Source organism: Lentilactobacillus parafarraginis DSM 18390 = JCM 14109, assembly GCF_001435895.1.
Classification (GTDB): Bacteria; Bacillota; Bacilli; order Lactobacillales; family Lactobacillaceae; genus Lentilactobacillus; species Lentilactobacillus parafarraginis.
Window position 1 is genome coordinate 1 of the sequence record NZ_AZFZ01000036.1, and the last position, 16,020, is coordinate 16,020.

Here is a 16,020-nt window from a genome sequence, read left to right on the forward strand (position 1 = left end):
TTTTCATCCAACTATGGGGGTTCACTTCACCGGCTTCTTGATCGGAATAGGCTGTTTCTTGGAGAAAAACAACTTGAAATTGATATAGGTAATCTTTAGCAACCGATTCAATTTGACTGTGTTCGAGTACTTCCATCGTGTAATCCCTCCATCTAAAAAGCAATCAATCTCTCTCTTAACAGCAGCCATGCCAAACGACTCGTTCACCAGGTGGCCATTTGGTACTTTTGGTGGTCATTTGGCTGCAAATTTAGAATAGCACTTCAGTAAGGCCGGATGGCCGATCTTTACAAACTGGTACAGAATTTTTACAAACTTTTACATCACATTTCGAACTCACAAAAATGTAAGCGCTTGATTAATCCGACAAAATAGGGTATATTATCGTCGATGGTGTATCGATACACCTAATTTGATTAGGGTATCGATTCGTTACTCAGCAGACCTATTATTAGGAGGCATTATCATGACAACGTTTAATCAGCAGAGTTTTTCCCTCACTGGAAAGGTCGCCCTCATCACGGGCGGTGCTGAAGGCCTTGGGAAAAACTATTCCATTGCGTTATCCATGTACGGCGCCGATATCTTTATTGTCAGTCGCTCGGACCGCGGATGGGAAGAGACGCGAAAAATTGTTGAACAAAACGGCCAACGAATCAGCTTTTTGGCCAAGGACATTACCGAAGAAGGCGCGGCAGCCGAGATCGTCGCGGCCGTCATGAAGGCATTTGGCCACCTGGACATTTTGGTCAACAATGCCGGCATGCAAGTCCGCAATGACGTTCTTGAATTTAAAGACGCGGACTGGCAGAAGGTGATCAACCTCAACCTCAATGCGCTCTATTACCTGTCGCATGAAGCTGCCAAAGTGATGGCCAAACAGAACAGCGGCAAAATTATCAATATTGGTTCGATGCAATCCTACCGGGCCGGCAAATTTATCTTTCCTTATACCGCCAGTAAGCATGCCGTTCTCGGCCTCACCAAGGCATATGCCGACGCATTGGCCAAATACCACATTCAAGTCAACGCCCTGGCCCCCGGTTACATCAAAACCAATATGACCAAACCACTGCAAGATGATCCAGTTCGCGGTCCTGAAATTAAGGAACACATTCCATCCGGAGAATGGGGTGTGCCCGAAGAATTAATGGGCCCGATGGTATTTCTTGCCAGTCAGGCTTCCGACTATGTCACCGGGGTCATGCTGCCGGTGGATGGCGGGTACCTGCTTAGATAGATAAGGTGAGTTGAAAGTTTCGAACGATTAGTAACGCTTATTTCTGGTTTGTTGGTCACGCATAGTTTTGAAAGGATGTTCACCATGCCATTACTAATTGTTGCGCTTGGGGTGGCGCTGTTGGTATTTCTAATCACAGTTGTCAAACTCAACACATTTTTGTCCCTCATTATCACGTCATTTATCGTTGCCCTTTTACTCCAGATTCCGGTCGCCAAAATTCCGCTAAGCATTGAAACCGGGATTGGCGGCCAGCTTGGCCATTTAGCCGTCATCTTCGGGTTCGGTTCCATGCTTGGAAAGTTGGTATCCGACTCCGGTGGCGGTTACCGGATCGCCCACACCCTCATCGAAAAATTTGGTAAACGTCACATCCAAATTGCCGTTGTGCTGGCCTCATTTATTGTTGGCTTGGCCCTCTTCTTCGAAGTTGGGTTGGTGGTCCTGCTGCCAATTATCTTCGTAATTGCCCGGGAAATTGATTTGCCATTGATGTACTTGGGAATTCCGATGGCTGCCACTTTGAACGTCACCCATGCGTTTCTGCCGCCACATCCCGCACCAACCGCAATTTCGGGCATCTTTCACGCCCCATTGGGACAGGTTCTCTTAATCGGAATTCTCGTGTCGATTCCAACAATCATCGTCGCGGGACCACTATTTAACATGTTTCTTCATAAGGTTTACCCAAAGGTCTACCGAAAGGATATTGATATCAGCACCTTGGGCGAATTCAAGGAATTCCAGCTGGATGAAACGCCTGGATTCGGCATTAGCGCCCTCACCGCCATGATGCCGGTCATTCTGATCGCGCTGGCCACCATCTGTGAATTCCTCCTGCCAAAGGGCAATCCGATTAACGAGACGATTCAGTTCATCGGAGCTCCGGATGCGGCAATGCTGATTGCGCTGGTATTTGCGGTCTACACAATGGGCCTGGCCCGGAATAAAAAAATGGCCGAAATCAGCAATTCGATGGTCACCGCTATCAAGCAGATTGCAATGATGCTGCTGATTATTGGTGGTGGCGGCGCGTTCAAACAGGTGCTTATGGACGGTGGAATTGCCAAATATATCTCTGACATTTTCACCCAAATGAACATGTCGCCGCTCATTGCCGCGTGGTTGGTTGCTGCTTTGCTGCGAGTTAGTCTGGGCTCAGCAACCGTTGCCTCACTGACGGCCGCCGGACTTGTTGCGCCGTTGATTGCCCAAACCGGGGCTAATCCAGTATTGATGGTGTCGGCAGTCGGTGCCGGATCCGTCTTCGCTGATCACGTGAACGATGCCGGCTTCTGGATGATTAAAGAATATTTCGGGTTAACCTTAAAGGAAACCTTCTTGTCATGGACCACATTAACCTCCGTTTTGTCGGTCACCGGACTCCTGTCGGTACTTGGCGTCTCACTGTTTTTCTAAATAATTTGAAATTGACATTTTTAAGTTAATTGTGCATTCAGAGTCATGATTCGAGAATGAGCCAATGCCATATTCGAATAAATACAAAAAAATCTAAGATTAGACCCAGTGAGACACCGATTGATTTCAGCTTCTCGCTGGACCTAGTCTTAGATTTTTTCTCAAACTTTTTCTGCCATAACCGCTCTTAGAACGAATGGCCCTTCACTCGGATCGCGGAAATCAATTCAACTGCCTGCAGGACAGCTTTAGGGTGTTGAATCTGTTGCAGAAGCCGTTTCGCAGCCTGTTGTCCCATTTTCTCCGGGTCCTGCTGCATCAGGTCCACCCCGCTGCCGACAAATTGCGACCAATTCCAATCATCAAAGCTAGCTAAGCCAATCCGGTCCGGAAATTCAACTTTTAGTTGTTTGAGCGCCGCTAAGGTTTTGAAAAGCAATGGGCCCATTAAAGACACAATCACCGTTTTCTTAGCGGTATTTTTTAACCGCTCCCGAATTTGATCCGCCAGCCAACGATCCGGATGCCCGACCAGATTCAGCTCGGTCACCACGGTGTCCGTGCCATCAACCGCATTTTTAAACCCCTGAATTCTGGGAATCTGAGCCGAAATGTCAACCGTGGTCCGACTAATCAGTAAAATTTGGCGATAACCCGCTGAAATCAATTCTTCACTCATCTTCTGACTCGCTTCCACGTTGTTCGTCATAATTTTACCAACCGTTGCCGGCTGATCAACCAAGTCACGGTCGACGGTCACAAACGGAATCTTATCGGTTATCAAAAATTGATAATCGCTAAAATGGGACTGGCTGGGTTGAATGATGAATCCATCAACCTGTTGCTCAAGCAGCCGACTAATTCCCTTTCGTTCCTCGACCGCCGAATTATTTGCGTTCAGTAATAAGACGCTATAATCATCGGGCTGGAGTACCTGATAAATGCCACTAAATAACAGTGACGAAAAAACGTTGGAAATATCCCCAACGATAACGCCAATCATTTTTGACTGATCGGTCCTCATCCGCCGGGCTGACGCCGAGGGGTGGTAATGCAACTCCTTAATCACCCGGGCCAGCTTTTCCTGGGTTGAATTGCTCATTTTCGCAAAGTTGCCGTTTAGATAACGGGAAACGGTGGTCACCGAGACACCGGCTGCTTTGGCAACGTCAGAAATTGTCACGTTTTTCATCTATCAATCATCCTCATTTGTTATTTTGAATCATGAAGGGTCACTGAGCCCCCCAGGTGGATTTAGTAATGCTAAGTCAGAACGCCACTTTCTACCAAGACGTAGATCCCGATGGCAATGAAGATAGTTGGAATCAAAATGGCTTCGTAGCGTTCCAATTTCGTTTTGACGTACGGCAACCCGGCGATTCGATAGCCGATATAGCACCAAACACCGGTCATTATCGTAAAGACGATGATCGTGATCACTAACTCCGAAACCGAATATTCAGTAAAGAGCGGAATATAGACCGTCAGATTCCCCGCCCCGTTTGAAATAGTCACCAGGGCAACACTTAGCAATTGCGGGCGAAACCACTTGCCGAGGTGGGCTAACTTGGTTTCCAGCCGCGCTTGTGCTTGAACCGTTCGTCGCGGCGCTTCCGTTTCAGACCTGGGCTGCCGCGCAAAACGGTGGGTCCACCAACGCCGAACGCCGATGAAGATTGGAATGACGCCAAGCCAGCCAACCTGATCAGTCGGCAGAAAGCTCAAACCGTAAGCTGCCAGAACGCTGACCAATACAAGGACTTCAAATCCCAAAAATTGGCCAAAGATAATATCCCGGCGCTTCAGTCGCTCCCCCACTTGGGCGAACCACACTGCCAACACAAACGTATCATCAACGTTGGTGCCAATAAATGACATGATGCTGGTGATCACTGTCCCAAGCATGGCGCATCCTCCCCACTCAACTCTTTGGCGGGCAAGTTAGCTGCTGACCCGTTACTATCAGTATACCGTACTTCGGTCATCCCGCGAATAAAGCCCGGTCGTCAAAAAATGGTCACTCGGTTGAGTGGCCATTTTTTGCTTTTAGCGCTGTGAATCATATAAAAGTCATTTTATTGTTGATCATTTCGGAGACATGGACGATTAACTGTTTACAATTCAGCAAGGGCTTCGTTCAATGATTGTTCGTAAATTTTTAATCCAGCGTGAATCTGCTCTTCGGTTGCCACTAACGGACTCAAGAAGCGGATGACATTGTCGTGGACGCCGGCATTTTCCATAATTAAGCCATGGGAAACCGCGTGTTTAATCAATTTTGAAACCAATTCCGGATAAGGTTCCTTGGTGGTTTGATCCTTAACGAATTCCACCCCAATCATACTGCCGATCCCCCGAACATCCCCGATCACATCATAACGTGATTGAAGATCCTTGAAACCGTCCGACGCAATCTTGCCAATGTTCAAGGCCCGATCAGTCAATTTCGCATCGTGGATAATATCCAAAACTTGGAGTCCGGCCGCACAAGCAAGGGCGTTACCACCAAAGGTACTGCCGACAATCCCTGGTTGAACGCCTTCCATAATGTTGGCCCCAGCGGTTACCGCGGCTAATGGCAGGCCGGCACCGATTGATTTAGCCATTGCGATAATGTCGGGCGCAAAACCATTTTCCTTCCAATAATTCGACACGAACAGTTTTCCAGAACGGGCAAAACCGGTTTGAACTTCATCGGCAACCAGCATAATCCCATTTTCATCACAGATCTTGCGCAGTGCCTTGACGTATTCAAACGGTGCTGGGATAAAGCCACCTTCACCTTGAATTGGTTCAATCACAATTGCGGCAACTTGCTTGGCCGGAACCCCTTGTTCAAAGACATATTGCAACTTATCCAAGTAATATTGAATCGCTTCATCCCGCGAATATCCCTTCGGTGCCCGATAGAGATATGGGAATTCTGCGCGGTTAATACCGCCCATTGCTGGTTCAATGCCGTAAGAATAGGTCTTCTTAGCGGTCATTGTCGATGTCAACGCTGTCCGGCCATGAAAGGCCCCCGAAAAGACAATCACGTCGCCGCGACCGGTAAATGATTTAGCAATCTTCACGGCATTTTCAACCGCCTCGGCACCAGAGTTAACAAACATCGTTTTCTTCTTATCTGCGTTCACGGGTGCGAGTTCATTAATTCGCGCGGCTAGGTCAACGTAATTACGATGAGTGGTGATGTTGATCATGCCGTGGAAAAATTTATCGGCCTGCTTCTTGACCGCGTCGATTACGCGTTGCTGCCCATAACCGACGTTCATAACCCCAACACCGGCAACCCAATCTAAGAAACGATTGCCATCAACGTCTTCAATCATGGCGCCACTGCCGCGATTAATCACGACCGGGTAATTACAAAGAACCGCTGAGGGAACGTTTTCGGTTCGTTTATCCAGAATCTTTTTAGCCTCCGGTCCGGGTAACGGCATGGCAACTTGGGGTAATGAAGCTTGTAATTCGTCTGTTTCGAGCATATGAACAACACACCTTTCTGAATTTGATTAAACCAATGATATGTTTTCTAACATAAAAATCATCAATTGAGTTTGCTGACAAAATTGATTGACTTGATTGATTCAAATATTAGCACCTTTTCAGGGATAATCAAGAGAAAAATGAATTTTATGTTAGATTTATTTACATTTGATTAAATTTTAGTTGCCATATTCTCATATTGAAGCTATACTTTACTCATTCAATGTCATATTAGCTGACATTTATTTTGAAAAGAAACTTTAAATATGAGGAGTGTTGTTCATGCGAGAAAAATTATCCGATACAAGTTACGCTTCAAACCCGACGACAGTGATTCCCCAGCAGCCAAGCGTCTCAGCAGAAGCCGGCAGCGGGCTTAAAGCCAATTCATTATCCTTCTTTGAAATCTTGGGCGAGTCAGTTGCCAACATTGCGCCAACCGCGACGCCGGCAATCACCATTCCAGTGGTCTTCGCGCTCGCTGGAAACGGCACCTGGATCTCCTATATCATCGCAACGGTTGCCTGCGTGCTTTTGGCCAAGCAGGTCAACGTTTTCTCCCGTCGATACGCCACTTCCGGTAGTCTTTATACCTATGTAACGGACGGTCTTGGCAGCCGAGTTGGGTTCGCGTCCGGTGCCAGCATTCTATTCGCCTACATCACCACGGCGGTTGCGGTGTTGGCTGGTTTTGCCATCTATACCCATAACCTTTTCAGTTACTTCCATATTGGCGTTCCGTTTCCGCTCTTAATGGCTTTCGGGGCAGTCACCGCCTGGCTGATGGCCCAAAAGGGGGTTGAGCTCTCCACTAAAACCATGATGACCATGGAATTTCTGTCCGTCACAATCATTTCGATTCTTGGCATCATTCTCCTATTTACCCACCATTTCAATATCAATCCCGGCAACGTCGCTTTCAAAAATGTCTCTTTTGGCGGTGTCACATCTGGCTTGGGGTTGGCTTTCTTCAGTTTTGTCGGCTTCGAAGGGGCTGCCTCAATGGGTAAGGAAGCTAAAGAGCCCTTGAAAAACATCCCCCGCGCCGTTATTTCCAGCCCGTTGGCAGTCGGAATTTTCTTCGTATTGATGGCGCTGATCATGATGATGGGCTTTGCCGGTACTGGTCATTCATTAGGTGAATCTACGTCACCGCTTGCCTTTCTTGCTCAAGCCAACCACGTCAGCTTCTTAGGTTACTGCATCACGGTTGGAGCGATGATTAGTTTTTGGTCAAGCACTGTCGGCGTGATTACGGCCGGCTCACGAATTTTGATGAAAATGAGTCACGAAGGGATTTTGCCTGAAAAGTTTGAATTTGTGAATGCGAAAAAGAAGACCCCAACGGTTGCCATCGGCGTCTCCGCCTTTATCATTACCGGTCTGGGAGTTGGTTTTTCAATCTTCACCAGCATCGAAAACACTTATGAATGGTTTGGATCAATCGCCGTTTGGGGCTTTTTGATTACCTACCTGCTCGTCACCATTAGCGCACCCGTCTTTCTTCATAAATATGATTCATTAAAAGTTCGCAACATTGTTTCTTCAACGATTACCGGCGGCCTACTGCTCATCCCATTGATTGGCAGTATCTACCCGCAACCCGAGGGCGCTGCCAAGTACTTCCCATACATCTTTGGCGCTTGGATCGTGATCGCTTTGATATTCCACGCTATCAAACAACGAACGCTTCGTGCTCACGAAGCACCAGATGAACTGTAAGTAACCACATGATTTTAAATGAATGACAACCTTCATAAAAATGACCTGACAAATCCGAGTCGGGTCATTTTTTCTAGCTTAAGCGCCATGGTAAACTTGACTTAGAAATTACGGGAAGGAAGTCATCTCATGCGATATACCATTACGGGTGCGACCGGCCATCTTGGCAGTGCCGTCACCGACGCGCTGTTAACAGTAACTGACGCTGCCAATATTCGTTTAGGGGTTCATCATCCGATTAAGGCAGCTGGATATGAGCAACGGGGGCTTGAAGTGAAACAGATTGACTACTTTGACGAAGCCAGTTTGCTAACCGCATTTGCCAACACGGACATCCTAATTTACATTCCTAGTAAAAGTAACGCCGCGTTTGCCAGGGTCACCGAACTCGAGCACGTTATTGCCGCGGCCAAAAGTGCCAAGGTTGGCCACTTTTTGGCAATGGGTTTCATCGCCGATCAGGTTAACAATCCATTCGCGCTCAGTCCATTCTATGGGTATCTCCCAAGGCGACTGGCCGGATCAGGTCTGCACTACACAATTATTCGCAATGCCCTGTACGCCGATCCCCTGAAACCCTACTTGCCTGAATTGGTGGACCGCCACCACGTTATTTATCCGGTGGGTGACCAAGCCCTTACTTTCATTTGTGCCAATGACAGCGCGCAAGCATTTGCCAAAGTCGCAACCACCCCGGATTTATTAAAGAACGGCAAAATTTATACCCTGACCCAATCCCGGAACTACACCATGCCCCAGCTGGCCGCCGTTCTATCCGAAGTATCCGGTAAGCCAATTGGCTATAAGCCGGTCAGCTTAAAAAAATTTGCCGAGCTCTATAACGATAACGGCGAAGGCCATATGCTGGCATCCATGTATGCCGGTGGGGCATTAGGCCTACTGGACGTTGTCAGCGACGACTTCGAGACGATCATGGGCCGGCCGGCAACCAGTCTGAAAACTTTTATGACAAGTAATTAATCGCTTGTACCTGGAACCCAACCGTTCTGCGGTATACTAAGGGTGTATAAACCATTCGCTGAATGCATTCAAGGAGGTTGATTCGATGAGACTCAAAAATGTCAATGTACCATCAGCTGTAAAGGCCGGCATGGTCGCCGGATTCTTGTCCGGATTAGTTAAACTGGGCTGGGAGGACATATTACCCCCACGGACACCGGCTCGGGACGCTACGAATCCCCCGCAGGCGATGTTGGAAAAATTTGGGGTTCCTAAAAAGATTACCCACGCCACCTATACCTATTCAGAGCAACAAATGCCGTGGGTCAGCTTCTTAATTCACTTTGGCTTTTCAACGACCTTTGCGGTTGGATATAGTGTGCTCCAGCACGTCGTCCCGACAATTAAATTTGCCCACGGAGCGGCTTCTGGCCTGCTGCTGTTTGGCATCTTTCATCACGGGGTCCTGCCCGCAATGGGATTGACGCCGGATGCCAAGCATCTTCCTCACGAGGAGAATATCTCAGAGGCCCTGGGCCATATTGCGTGGATGAGTACCATTGACCTGGTCAGCAATGCCCTGTACCAAGGCCAACAACGACAGAAGAAATAACTGCCATCGCGCCCAAACATTTCGGATTGTTGAGGTACGACATGCATCAAATAATGTGACTGATTAGAAAATCAAAGAGACCGGAACTTTTACTCGTGTTCCGGCCTCTTTTATCACCAGTCAACCAACCATGCACATGTTCATCGACCATAGGGTTAATGATAAAATTTCTAGTTACGCTTCAATTTTGGGTAATCTTCGAATGACCTTGGCCGGCACCCCGCCAATCATCCGAGCAGAAATAACATCAAAATTTTTGGGGCTCTCCTAAAAAATCATCAGCCCGCCAACCAATTAAGGGGAGGTGCTGATGATTTTTTTGACTTTAGTAATCCACATTTGATCCGTCACTCTCATGCTTCGCGACGGGTATCCAAATCTAATTCTTCAACCAGGTTCTCGCGCTTTAGTTGATCCTCAATGCCGCTCATTGCCCGGGACTCATCTTCGCCGCGCACCTCAATCTTGATGTCGCTTCCAGCTGGGATCCCCATTGACATGACGCCCATGATCGACTTTAAATTTGCCCGCTGGTGATTATAAACAATGGTAATTGCGGCATCATAGTCATTTGCCGCCATGACCAATTGGGTTGCCGGTCGCGCCATAATTCCCGATTCCGCGATTACCCGATACGATTTTTCTAACATCTTAAAATTCCCTCTTTCAAATTTATTAATAAATTTTAGTTGTTAGGTTATATTGTAAGCGATTACATAAAATTAATCAAGGTAGATTGCAAATTTAATCCGAATTTTTTGACAAATTAGTCAGCATCACTTGGTAAGGTGTTTGCCAGTTAAGTACTTTAAGGGGGCGTTGGTTAATTTCGAGTAACGTCGTTGTTAAATCTTGAGCACTAATGTGCTCAAAACAAGTCCCCTTAGGGTAAAAATAACGTAAGTTCCGATTGAATCGTTCATTACTGCCGCGTTCAGCGGGCGTGTAAGCATGGCAGTAATAGGTCTGAATACCGTATTGTGGTTCAAATGACACTAGATTGCTAAACTCAGTTCCACGATCGACAGTAAAGGTGTGTACCGGTCCCTTAAAAGTTGTTAGAAACATAGTTAGGGCTTCATTAACATTCGCCGCTGTCCGATCTTTTAATCGGTAAGCCCAAAGAAAACGTGATTTGCGATCAATTAGCGTTAATAAAGCAGCCTTGCTATGTCCACGAGGTCCAACCACTGTATCTATTTCAAAATCACCGATGCGGTTACGTTGGTTAATCACAATTGGTCGTTGTTCAATTGAACGCCCTAATGATTGATTATATTTAGAACGTTGGTCAAGGTTACGCCGTTGGCGTAGCCCATGTTCAGGTAGTTCACTCAAGGAGAATTCAATTTTCCCCTGATATAGCCAATTATAAATAGATTTAGTGGCTAGTTTAAGCTCATGCGCAATCACTTCTGGTGACCAGCTTAAACGTAAATGGTTTAGAATGGTTTGCTTTAATTTGGCATTCAGTTTAGTTTTTCGGCCACAATGCGCCCGTTTATATTCAGCGTTGGCCTGTGCTAATTCAGCTTGATAAGGTTGACAACGAGATAATTCATAAGAAATCGTAGACGGAGATCGTTTTAACCGCTCAGCCATTTGGATATTGGTCAGTCCTAGCTCACAAAAGGTTTCAATTTTAATTCGTTCAGAATAGGTTATACTAGACAAAAGATCAGCTCCTAAAAAATGGGTTTGTGGTAAACACCATTTTAAAGGAAGCTGATCTTTTTTGTCCGAACAGCGTTCGGATTAATTTTACAATCTACCTCAATCGCTTATTTTGACTAAAAAGTAGTAAAAAACGACTTCTTACCGAAATTTCGGGCTAAAAAAGCCGCCCCAAGCGACTTGCTTGTGACGACTCTTTTAAAGTTTATGAGAAAATTTGTCTGATCAATCCAGATATTGTTTGGTTGACGCAATGATATCCTGCAATGCCTTCTTGGCATCGTCGAACAGCATGCTGGTCTGATCCTCACTAAACAGTGGGTTTTGAACCCCAGCATAACCCGTACTCATTGACCGCTTGATAACAACAACCGATTTAGACTTGTCGACATCGAGAATCGGCATTCCAGAAATGGCGTTGCCGGATTCACGGGCAAGTGGGTTGGTAACATCATTCGCCCCAATGACTAACGAAACATCGGTGTTTTCAAACATCGAGTTCGCTTCATCCAACTGCTTCATTTGGTCATAAGGCACGTTAACATCGGCCAGCAGAACGTTCATGTGACCTGGCATCCGCCCGGCAACCGGGTGAATCGCGTAGTTAACGTTGATCCCGGCATCGGTCAATAATTTAGCCAGTTCAGCAACTTCATGTTGGGCCTGAGCAGCGGCTAACCCGTAACCAGGAACAATCATAACGTTGTGGGCGTAAGCTAACTGCAGACCAACGTCATCGGCACTGGTTTCCTTCACATTGGTTGGCACTTCGGTACCGGCACCGGATCCAGTTGATTCGCCACCGCCAAAGCCACCAGCTAAAATGTTGGCAACTGACCGGTTCATTGCTTCAGCCATTTGCAGGGTCAAAATCGTCCCGGCAGCCCCAACCAACGCACCAGCGATGATTAAGACCTGGTTATCGATAACGAACCCGGCAAAGGCAACCGCCAAACCGGTGAAGGCGTTCAAAAGTGAAACGACAACCGGCATATCGGCCCCACCAATTGGCATGGTCATTAAGAGGCCGAATACCAAACTGGCAACCAAGCTCAAAACTAATGGCCAGTATGCGGATGGGAAACCGATCATCCAAACGGCCGCCACGATAATGGCTAAAACAGCGATCCCGTTAAGTAATTTATCACCGGGGAAGCTAATGGGTTTACCCGAAACGTGACCGGACAATTTTCCAGTCGCAATCAGTGACCCTGAGAAGGTAATCCCACCAATGACGATGTCCAACAGGACGGGGATTGAAAATGCCAGACTCAGCGATGTTCCCAAGGCTTCGTGAGTGTAATCAAAGATCCCGATTGTGGCAGCGGCACCACCACCAACGGCGTTAAATAGTGAAACCAGCTGCGGGACATCGGTCATTGGTACTTTGCGCGCCTTGACAACCCCGTAAACGATTCCGATTAACAGACCAGCAAACAGCACAATCCAACCGGTTAAAGTGATCTTGCCCTGATCGATTAATTCAACCATGATCATGATAACGGCTAAGGCCATCCCAATTCCAGAAAGAATGTTACCACGCCGAGCAGTCTTTGGTGAACGCATCATGTGCACACCGATGACGTAGCAGACCGCTGAAATCAAATAAATGAGCGAGGCACTTGTTTGTAACCATGTCATTATTGATCACCTTCTTTTTTAGAATCAGCCGGTTTATCCTTTGGCCGGTTGAACATGCCAAGCATCCGGTCGGTAACCGTGTAACCACCGGAAACGTTGACGGCTGAGAAGAAGGCAGCTAAGAAGGCTAATAAATAGAAATACCAGTTGTTGGCTTCTGCGGCAATCGCAAACGCCCCGACAACAACGACCCCGTGAATCGCGTTGGCACCAGACATCATTGGTGTCTGTAAGGTTGCCGGAATCTTACTCATAACTTCGAATCCCACGAGAAGGCTCAGAACAAAAATTGCTAAATTCGTATATAACTCTTGACTCATCGTTATTTCTCCCCCTTCGTTGCGGCAGCATCGGGCTTGTCAGCTGAGTCAGCGTCGTCCTTTGCATCATCCTCGACCGGCTTTTCAGTCTTTGGCAGACCCAGCGTATCCCGCAGACGATCAGAAATAATTTCGCCATGATCAGTAGCGACCAATTGGCTCATCACATCATCCGTCAAATCAAGGCTGAATTCCCCATCCTTGGAAATGGCGTTTACCACCGCCTGAACGTTCTTGGCGAACATTTCGGAGGCTGAGGTTGCCAATTCACTGGCCATGTTGCCGGCACCAATAATTTGGGCACCGGAATCAGCTGTCACCGTGGTATCCGGTTTGGATCCGGCGACGTTGCCGCCAAGATCACTGGCAGCCAAATCAACAAAGATGCTGCCTGGCTTGGCGTTCTTAACCGCCTCTTCAGGAACTAACAACGGTGGTTTCTTCCCAGGAACCTGGGCGGTTGTGATGACAATATCATTTTGCTTGATAAAGCCAATCAGCTCGTCCTGCTGCTGCTTCTGTTCATCGGCAGACAACTGACGGGCGTATCCGCCTTCACCAACGGCACTAACAGAACTTGTCAGAAACTCTGCACCCAGCGATTCAACTTCGCCCCGTGAAGCAGGTCGAACGTCGTAACCGGATACAATTGCGCCCAAGCGTTTTGCAGTTCCGATTGCCTGCAAACCGGCAACCCCGGTCCCTAAGACCAGAACCTTAGCTGGCTTGGCAGTTCCGGCGGCGGTAATCATCATTGGTAGATACCGTTCGAACCGGTCGGCGGCAACTAACGCAGCTTTATAACCAGCGACGGAAGCTTGAGAACTCAAGACATCCATCGTTTGGGCCCGTGAAATCGTCCGTGGTAATAATTCAAACGATAACGCGGTCACCTTTTGTTTGGCGAGCTGCTGCATCGCCTTTGGATCAATCAGCGCCTTCAAAAGGCCGATGATCATCTGGCCCTCTTTCAGCTGACTGAGTGTCTCTTGATCCGGCTGATCAACGACGGCAACTAAATTTGCCTGACTAATTGCGTCAGCTCGGGAAACCACCTTGGCCCCCGCATCCTGATAAGCCTGGTCGGGAAAATAAGCATTGGCCCCCGCACCTTTTTCAACCAGCACCTGAAACTTGCTCTTCGTTAATCTTGAAGCAACGTCAGGTGTGATCGCAACCCGGTTTTCATCGCCGGATTCTTTTAAAACTGAAATGGTTGTTGACACTTTAAATACCCCCTTGTGAATAAGAATGAAAGCACTTTACACTATTAAGATTAGCCTTTAAATGAACAGAAATCAACTAAATGTGAAAGAATTAACAGCAATATTGGCATTTTGTTTGAGTCGTTAGTTATACCTTTGAACATTGATACTCAAAAAGCCCGACCACCGGCGCTTTCAAGGAAACAAGCCAGGGATCGAGCCAATTATTTTGATGAATCCAATTATCACTAAATGAGGCGTAGATTAGAGTAAACCGCCACCATCAACGGCATAGGCTTGCCCAGTAATGAAGTCAGCGGCAGGACTTGCCAAAAATTGAACAATGTTGGCAATATCATTAGGCTCAACCGTCCGGCCTAGCGGGATCGTGCCAATGAAGTCCTTCTTGTTTTGACCCAGCGGCTTGCCATTAATCTCGGACATCTTCTTATCAATGGCATCCCACATTCCAGTTGTGCCAACAACTCCTGGGGCATAGGCGTTGACGGTGATATGATCCGGAGCAAATTCATTTGCCGCAGCCTGAGTGAGGCTAATAACGGCGGCTTTCGTAGCCGAGTAAGTTGCCCAAACGGGAAAGGCCCGCATTCCAGCAATTGATGAGGCGTTGATGATTTTACCGGCAACTCCAAGTTCTTTAAACTTCTTGGCAGCAGCCTGAGTTCCGTAAATGACGCCAAACACATTAATCTTGAAGCTAAATTCAAGGTCGTTAGGCTTAATGTCCTCAAATTTATCGACCTTTGCAACGCCGGCGTTGTTAACCATGACGTCAAACCCACCAAGCTGATCGGCGGCCTCATCGACTGCTTTGGCAACACCAGCCTGATCAGTGACATCGACGGGAATAAAGACTGCCTTTTGCCCGGCAGAAGCGACCTCGGTAATCACTGCTTGAGCCTTTTCCTTTTGCTGTGGCAAGTCGCCAATCGCGATATCAAACCCATTCTTTGATAAGTGACGAGCAATTTCAGCCCCAATTCCTTGGGCACCGCCTGTAATCATTGCAACTTTTGTCATCATCTAACACCTCCGAAATTATTTATAACGCTTACAATTAGTGTATGCCATTTCTTGGCCCGTTACCAATAAATGACTTGCTATCAAAATTGGATAATCAATAGCATGTAATGATGGGTCATTTCTCCTCAAGCAACATTCGTTGGCAATTACACAAAGTTTGCACACAAAAACCGGGCCCCATGACGGTGACCCGGTTTATATGTGACTCGTCTCTAGTAAGGATTAGTGGCCAAGTTTCCCTGCAAACTGCGATCATTGCTGAAATGGTTGATCGGCTTAACGTCGGTTGACTGCCCCTTCTTCGTCACATACGTGTACGTCACGTTGCGATTGGCGTCTTCACGAGTCACTGTCATGTTACCAAACTTCGGATCCACCGTTTTGATAACGTAGCCGGACACGGTCTTCCCGTCAGTTGCGTAATGCGTGATCCGAGTTGTGTTGCCGACAGTCTTTTGCGTTGAGTGGTGCTTGACGGCAGCTGCGTTGGCATTAAGACTTACCGTTAGTAAGGCCCCTAAGCTGAGACCAATTAAGGCCGCTTTGCGAACAAAATTCATTGTATTCCTCCATACATGGCCATCCGAATGGGGATTGACTATTCGAGATGGCACCTTCCAATTATTTTTTGACCAGTCAGTGCCGGTCAATATGCTAACGCTACTAATATATCATGTTTAGTAAAAAAAATAA

General features: G+C 47.2%; 15 protein-coding genes. 5 read left to right on the forward strand and 10 right to left on the reverse strand.

The genetic code is table 11. The annotated features are described in order from the left end of the window. Nucleotides 1-466 precede the first annotated feature (466 nt). Together FD47_RS08935 and FD47_RS08940 are read left to right on the forward strand one after the other, a co-directional pair. Entirely contained in the window at nucleotides 467-1,240 is a 774-nt protein-coding gene (locus FD47_RS08935) for an SDR family oxidoreductase (protein ID WP_056980546.1), read from the forward strand. Between the two features lie 84 nt (nucleotides 1,241-1,324). Then, nucleotides 1,325-2,659, forward strand: coding sequence for a gluconate:H+ symporter (locus tag FD47_RS08940; RefSeq protein ID WP_054735089.1), 1,335 nt, complete (start codon nucleotides 1,325-1,327; stop codon nucleotides 2,657-2,659). Nucleotides 2,660-2,846: 187 nt separating this feature from the next. Here FD47_RS08940 and FD47_RS08945 read toward each other — a convergent pair whose 3' ends face one another. The 3 genes from FD47_RS08945 to FD47_RS08955 all read right to left on the reverse strand — a co-directional run bounded on the left by FD47_RS08945 (nucleotide 2,847) and on the right by FD47_RS08955 (nucleotide 6,147). Further along, a complete protein-coding gene (locus tag FD47_RS08945; RefSeq protein WP_054735087.1) occupies nucleotides 2,847-3,851 on the reverse strand; it encodes a LacI family DNA-binding transcriptional regulator in 1,005 nt (334 codons plus the stop codon). A gap of 71 nt (nucleotides 3,852-3,922) precedes the next feature. Beyond that, nucleotides 3,923-4,564, reverse strand: a complete 642-nt coding sequence (locus tag FD47_RS08950; RefSeq protein ID WP_056980547.1) for a cadmium resistance transporter — start codon at nucleotides 4,562-4,564, stop codon at nucleotides 3,923-3,925. Nucleotides 4,565-4,773: 209 nt separating this feature from the next. Beyond that, the gene (locus FD47_RS08955) at nucleotides 4,774-6,147 is read right to left on the reverse strand and encodes an aspartate aminotransferase family protein (protein WP_054735083.1); all 1,374 of its coding nucleotides are present in this window, start codon (nucleotides 6,145-6,147) and stop codon (nucleotides 4,774-4,776) included. Between the two features lie 283 nt (nucleotides 6,148-6,430). Here FD47_RS08955 and FD47_RS08960 point away from each other — a divergent pair, with 283 nt between their 5' ends. From FD47_RS08960 to FD47_RS08970, 3 genes are all read left to right on the forward strand, one after another. After that, entirely contained in the window at nucleotides 6,431-7,870 is a 1,440-nt protein-coding gene (locus FD47_RS08960) for an APC family permease (RefSeq protein WP_056980549.1), read from the forward strand. Between the two features lie 129 nt (nucleotides 7,871-7,999). Continuing rightward, nucleotides 8,000-8,851 (forward strand): SDR family oxidoreductase, encoded by an 852-nt coding sequence (locus tag FD47_RS08965; protein WP_056980551.1) that lies wholly within the window; start codon nucleotides 8,000-8,002, stop codon nucleotides 8,849-8,851. Nucleotides 8,852-8,936: 85 nt separating this feature from the next. Beyond that, nucleotides 8,937-9,443 carry a YagU family protein gene (locus FD47_RS08970; protein ID WP_056980553.1) on the forward strand — a complete coding sequence of 169 codons (507 nt, stop codon included), beginning with the start codon at nucleotides 8,937-8,939 and terminating at the stop codon, nucleotides 9,441-9,443. A gap of 353 nt (nucleotides 9,444-9,796) precedes the next feature. Here the strand turns inward: FD47_RS08970 and FD47_RS08975 are convergent, their stop codons facing one another. From FD47_RS08975 to FD47_RS09005, 7 genes are all read right to left on the reverse strand, one after another. Beyond that, the gene (locus tag FD47_RS08975; RefSeq protein ID WP_054735070.1) at nucleotides 9,797-10,093 is read right to left on the reverse strand and encodes an HPr family phosphocarrier protein; all 297 of its coding nucleotides are present in this window, start codon (nucleotides 10,091-10,093) and stop codon (nucleotides 9,797-9,799) included. A gap of 94 nt (nucleotides 10,094-10,187) precedes the next feature. Continuing rightward, entirely contained in the window at nucleotides 10,188-11,117 is a 930-nt protein-coding gene (locus FD47_RS08980) for an IS30 family transposase (RefSeq protein ID WP_056980554.1), read from the reverse strand. 225 nt (nucleotides 11,118-11,342) lie between these two features. Beyond that, a complete protein-coding gene (locus FD47_RS08985; RefSeq protein ID WP_008211339.1) occupies nucleotides 11,343-12,758 on the reverse strand; it encodes an NAD(P)(+) transhydrogenase (Re/Si-specific) subunit beta in 1,416 nt (471 codons plus the stop codon). Next, entirely contained in the window at nucleotides 12,758-13,078 is a 321-nt protein-coding gene (locus FD47_RS08990; protein WP_008211338.1) for an NAD(P) transhydrogenase subunit alpha part 2, read from the reverse strand. Before FD47_RS08990 ends, FD47_RS08985 begins: the two co-directional genes overlap by 1 nt. 2 nt (nucleotides 13,079-13,080) lie before the next feature. Next, nucleotides 13,081-14,304: an NAD(P) transhydrogenase subunit alpha gene (locus FD47_RS08995; RefSeq protein ID WP_054735068.1), complete on the reverse strand. Its 1,224-nt coding sequence runs from the start codon at nucleotides 14,302-14,304 to the stop codon at nucleotides 13,081-13,083. A 243-nt stretch (nucleotides 14,305-14,547) separates the two neighbouring features. Beyond that, nucleotides 14,548-15,327, reverse strand: coding sequence for an acetoin reductase (locus FD47_RS09000; protein ID WP_008211335.1), 780 nt, complete (start codon nucleotides 15,325-15,327; stop codon nucleotides 14,548-14,550). Between the two features lie 212 nt (nucleotides 15,328-15,539). Then, a complete protein-coding gene (locus tag FD47_RS09005; protein ID WP_054735065.1) occupies nucleotides 15,540-15,887 on the reverse strand; it encodes a hypothetical protein in 348 nt (115 codons plus the stop codon). Nucleotides 15,888-16,020: the final 133 nt, after the last annotated feature.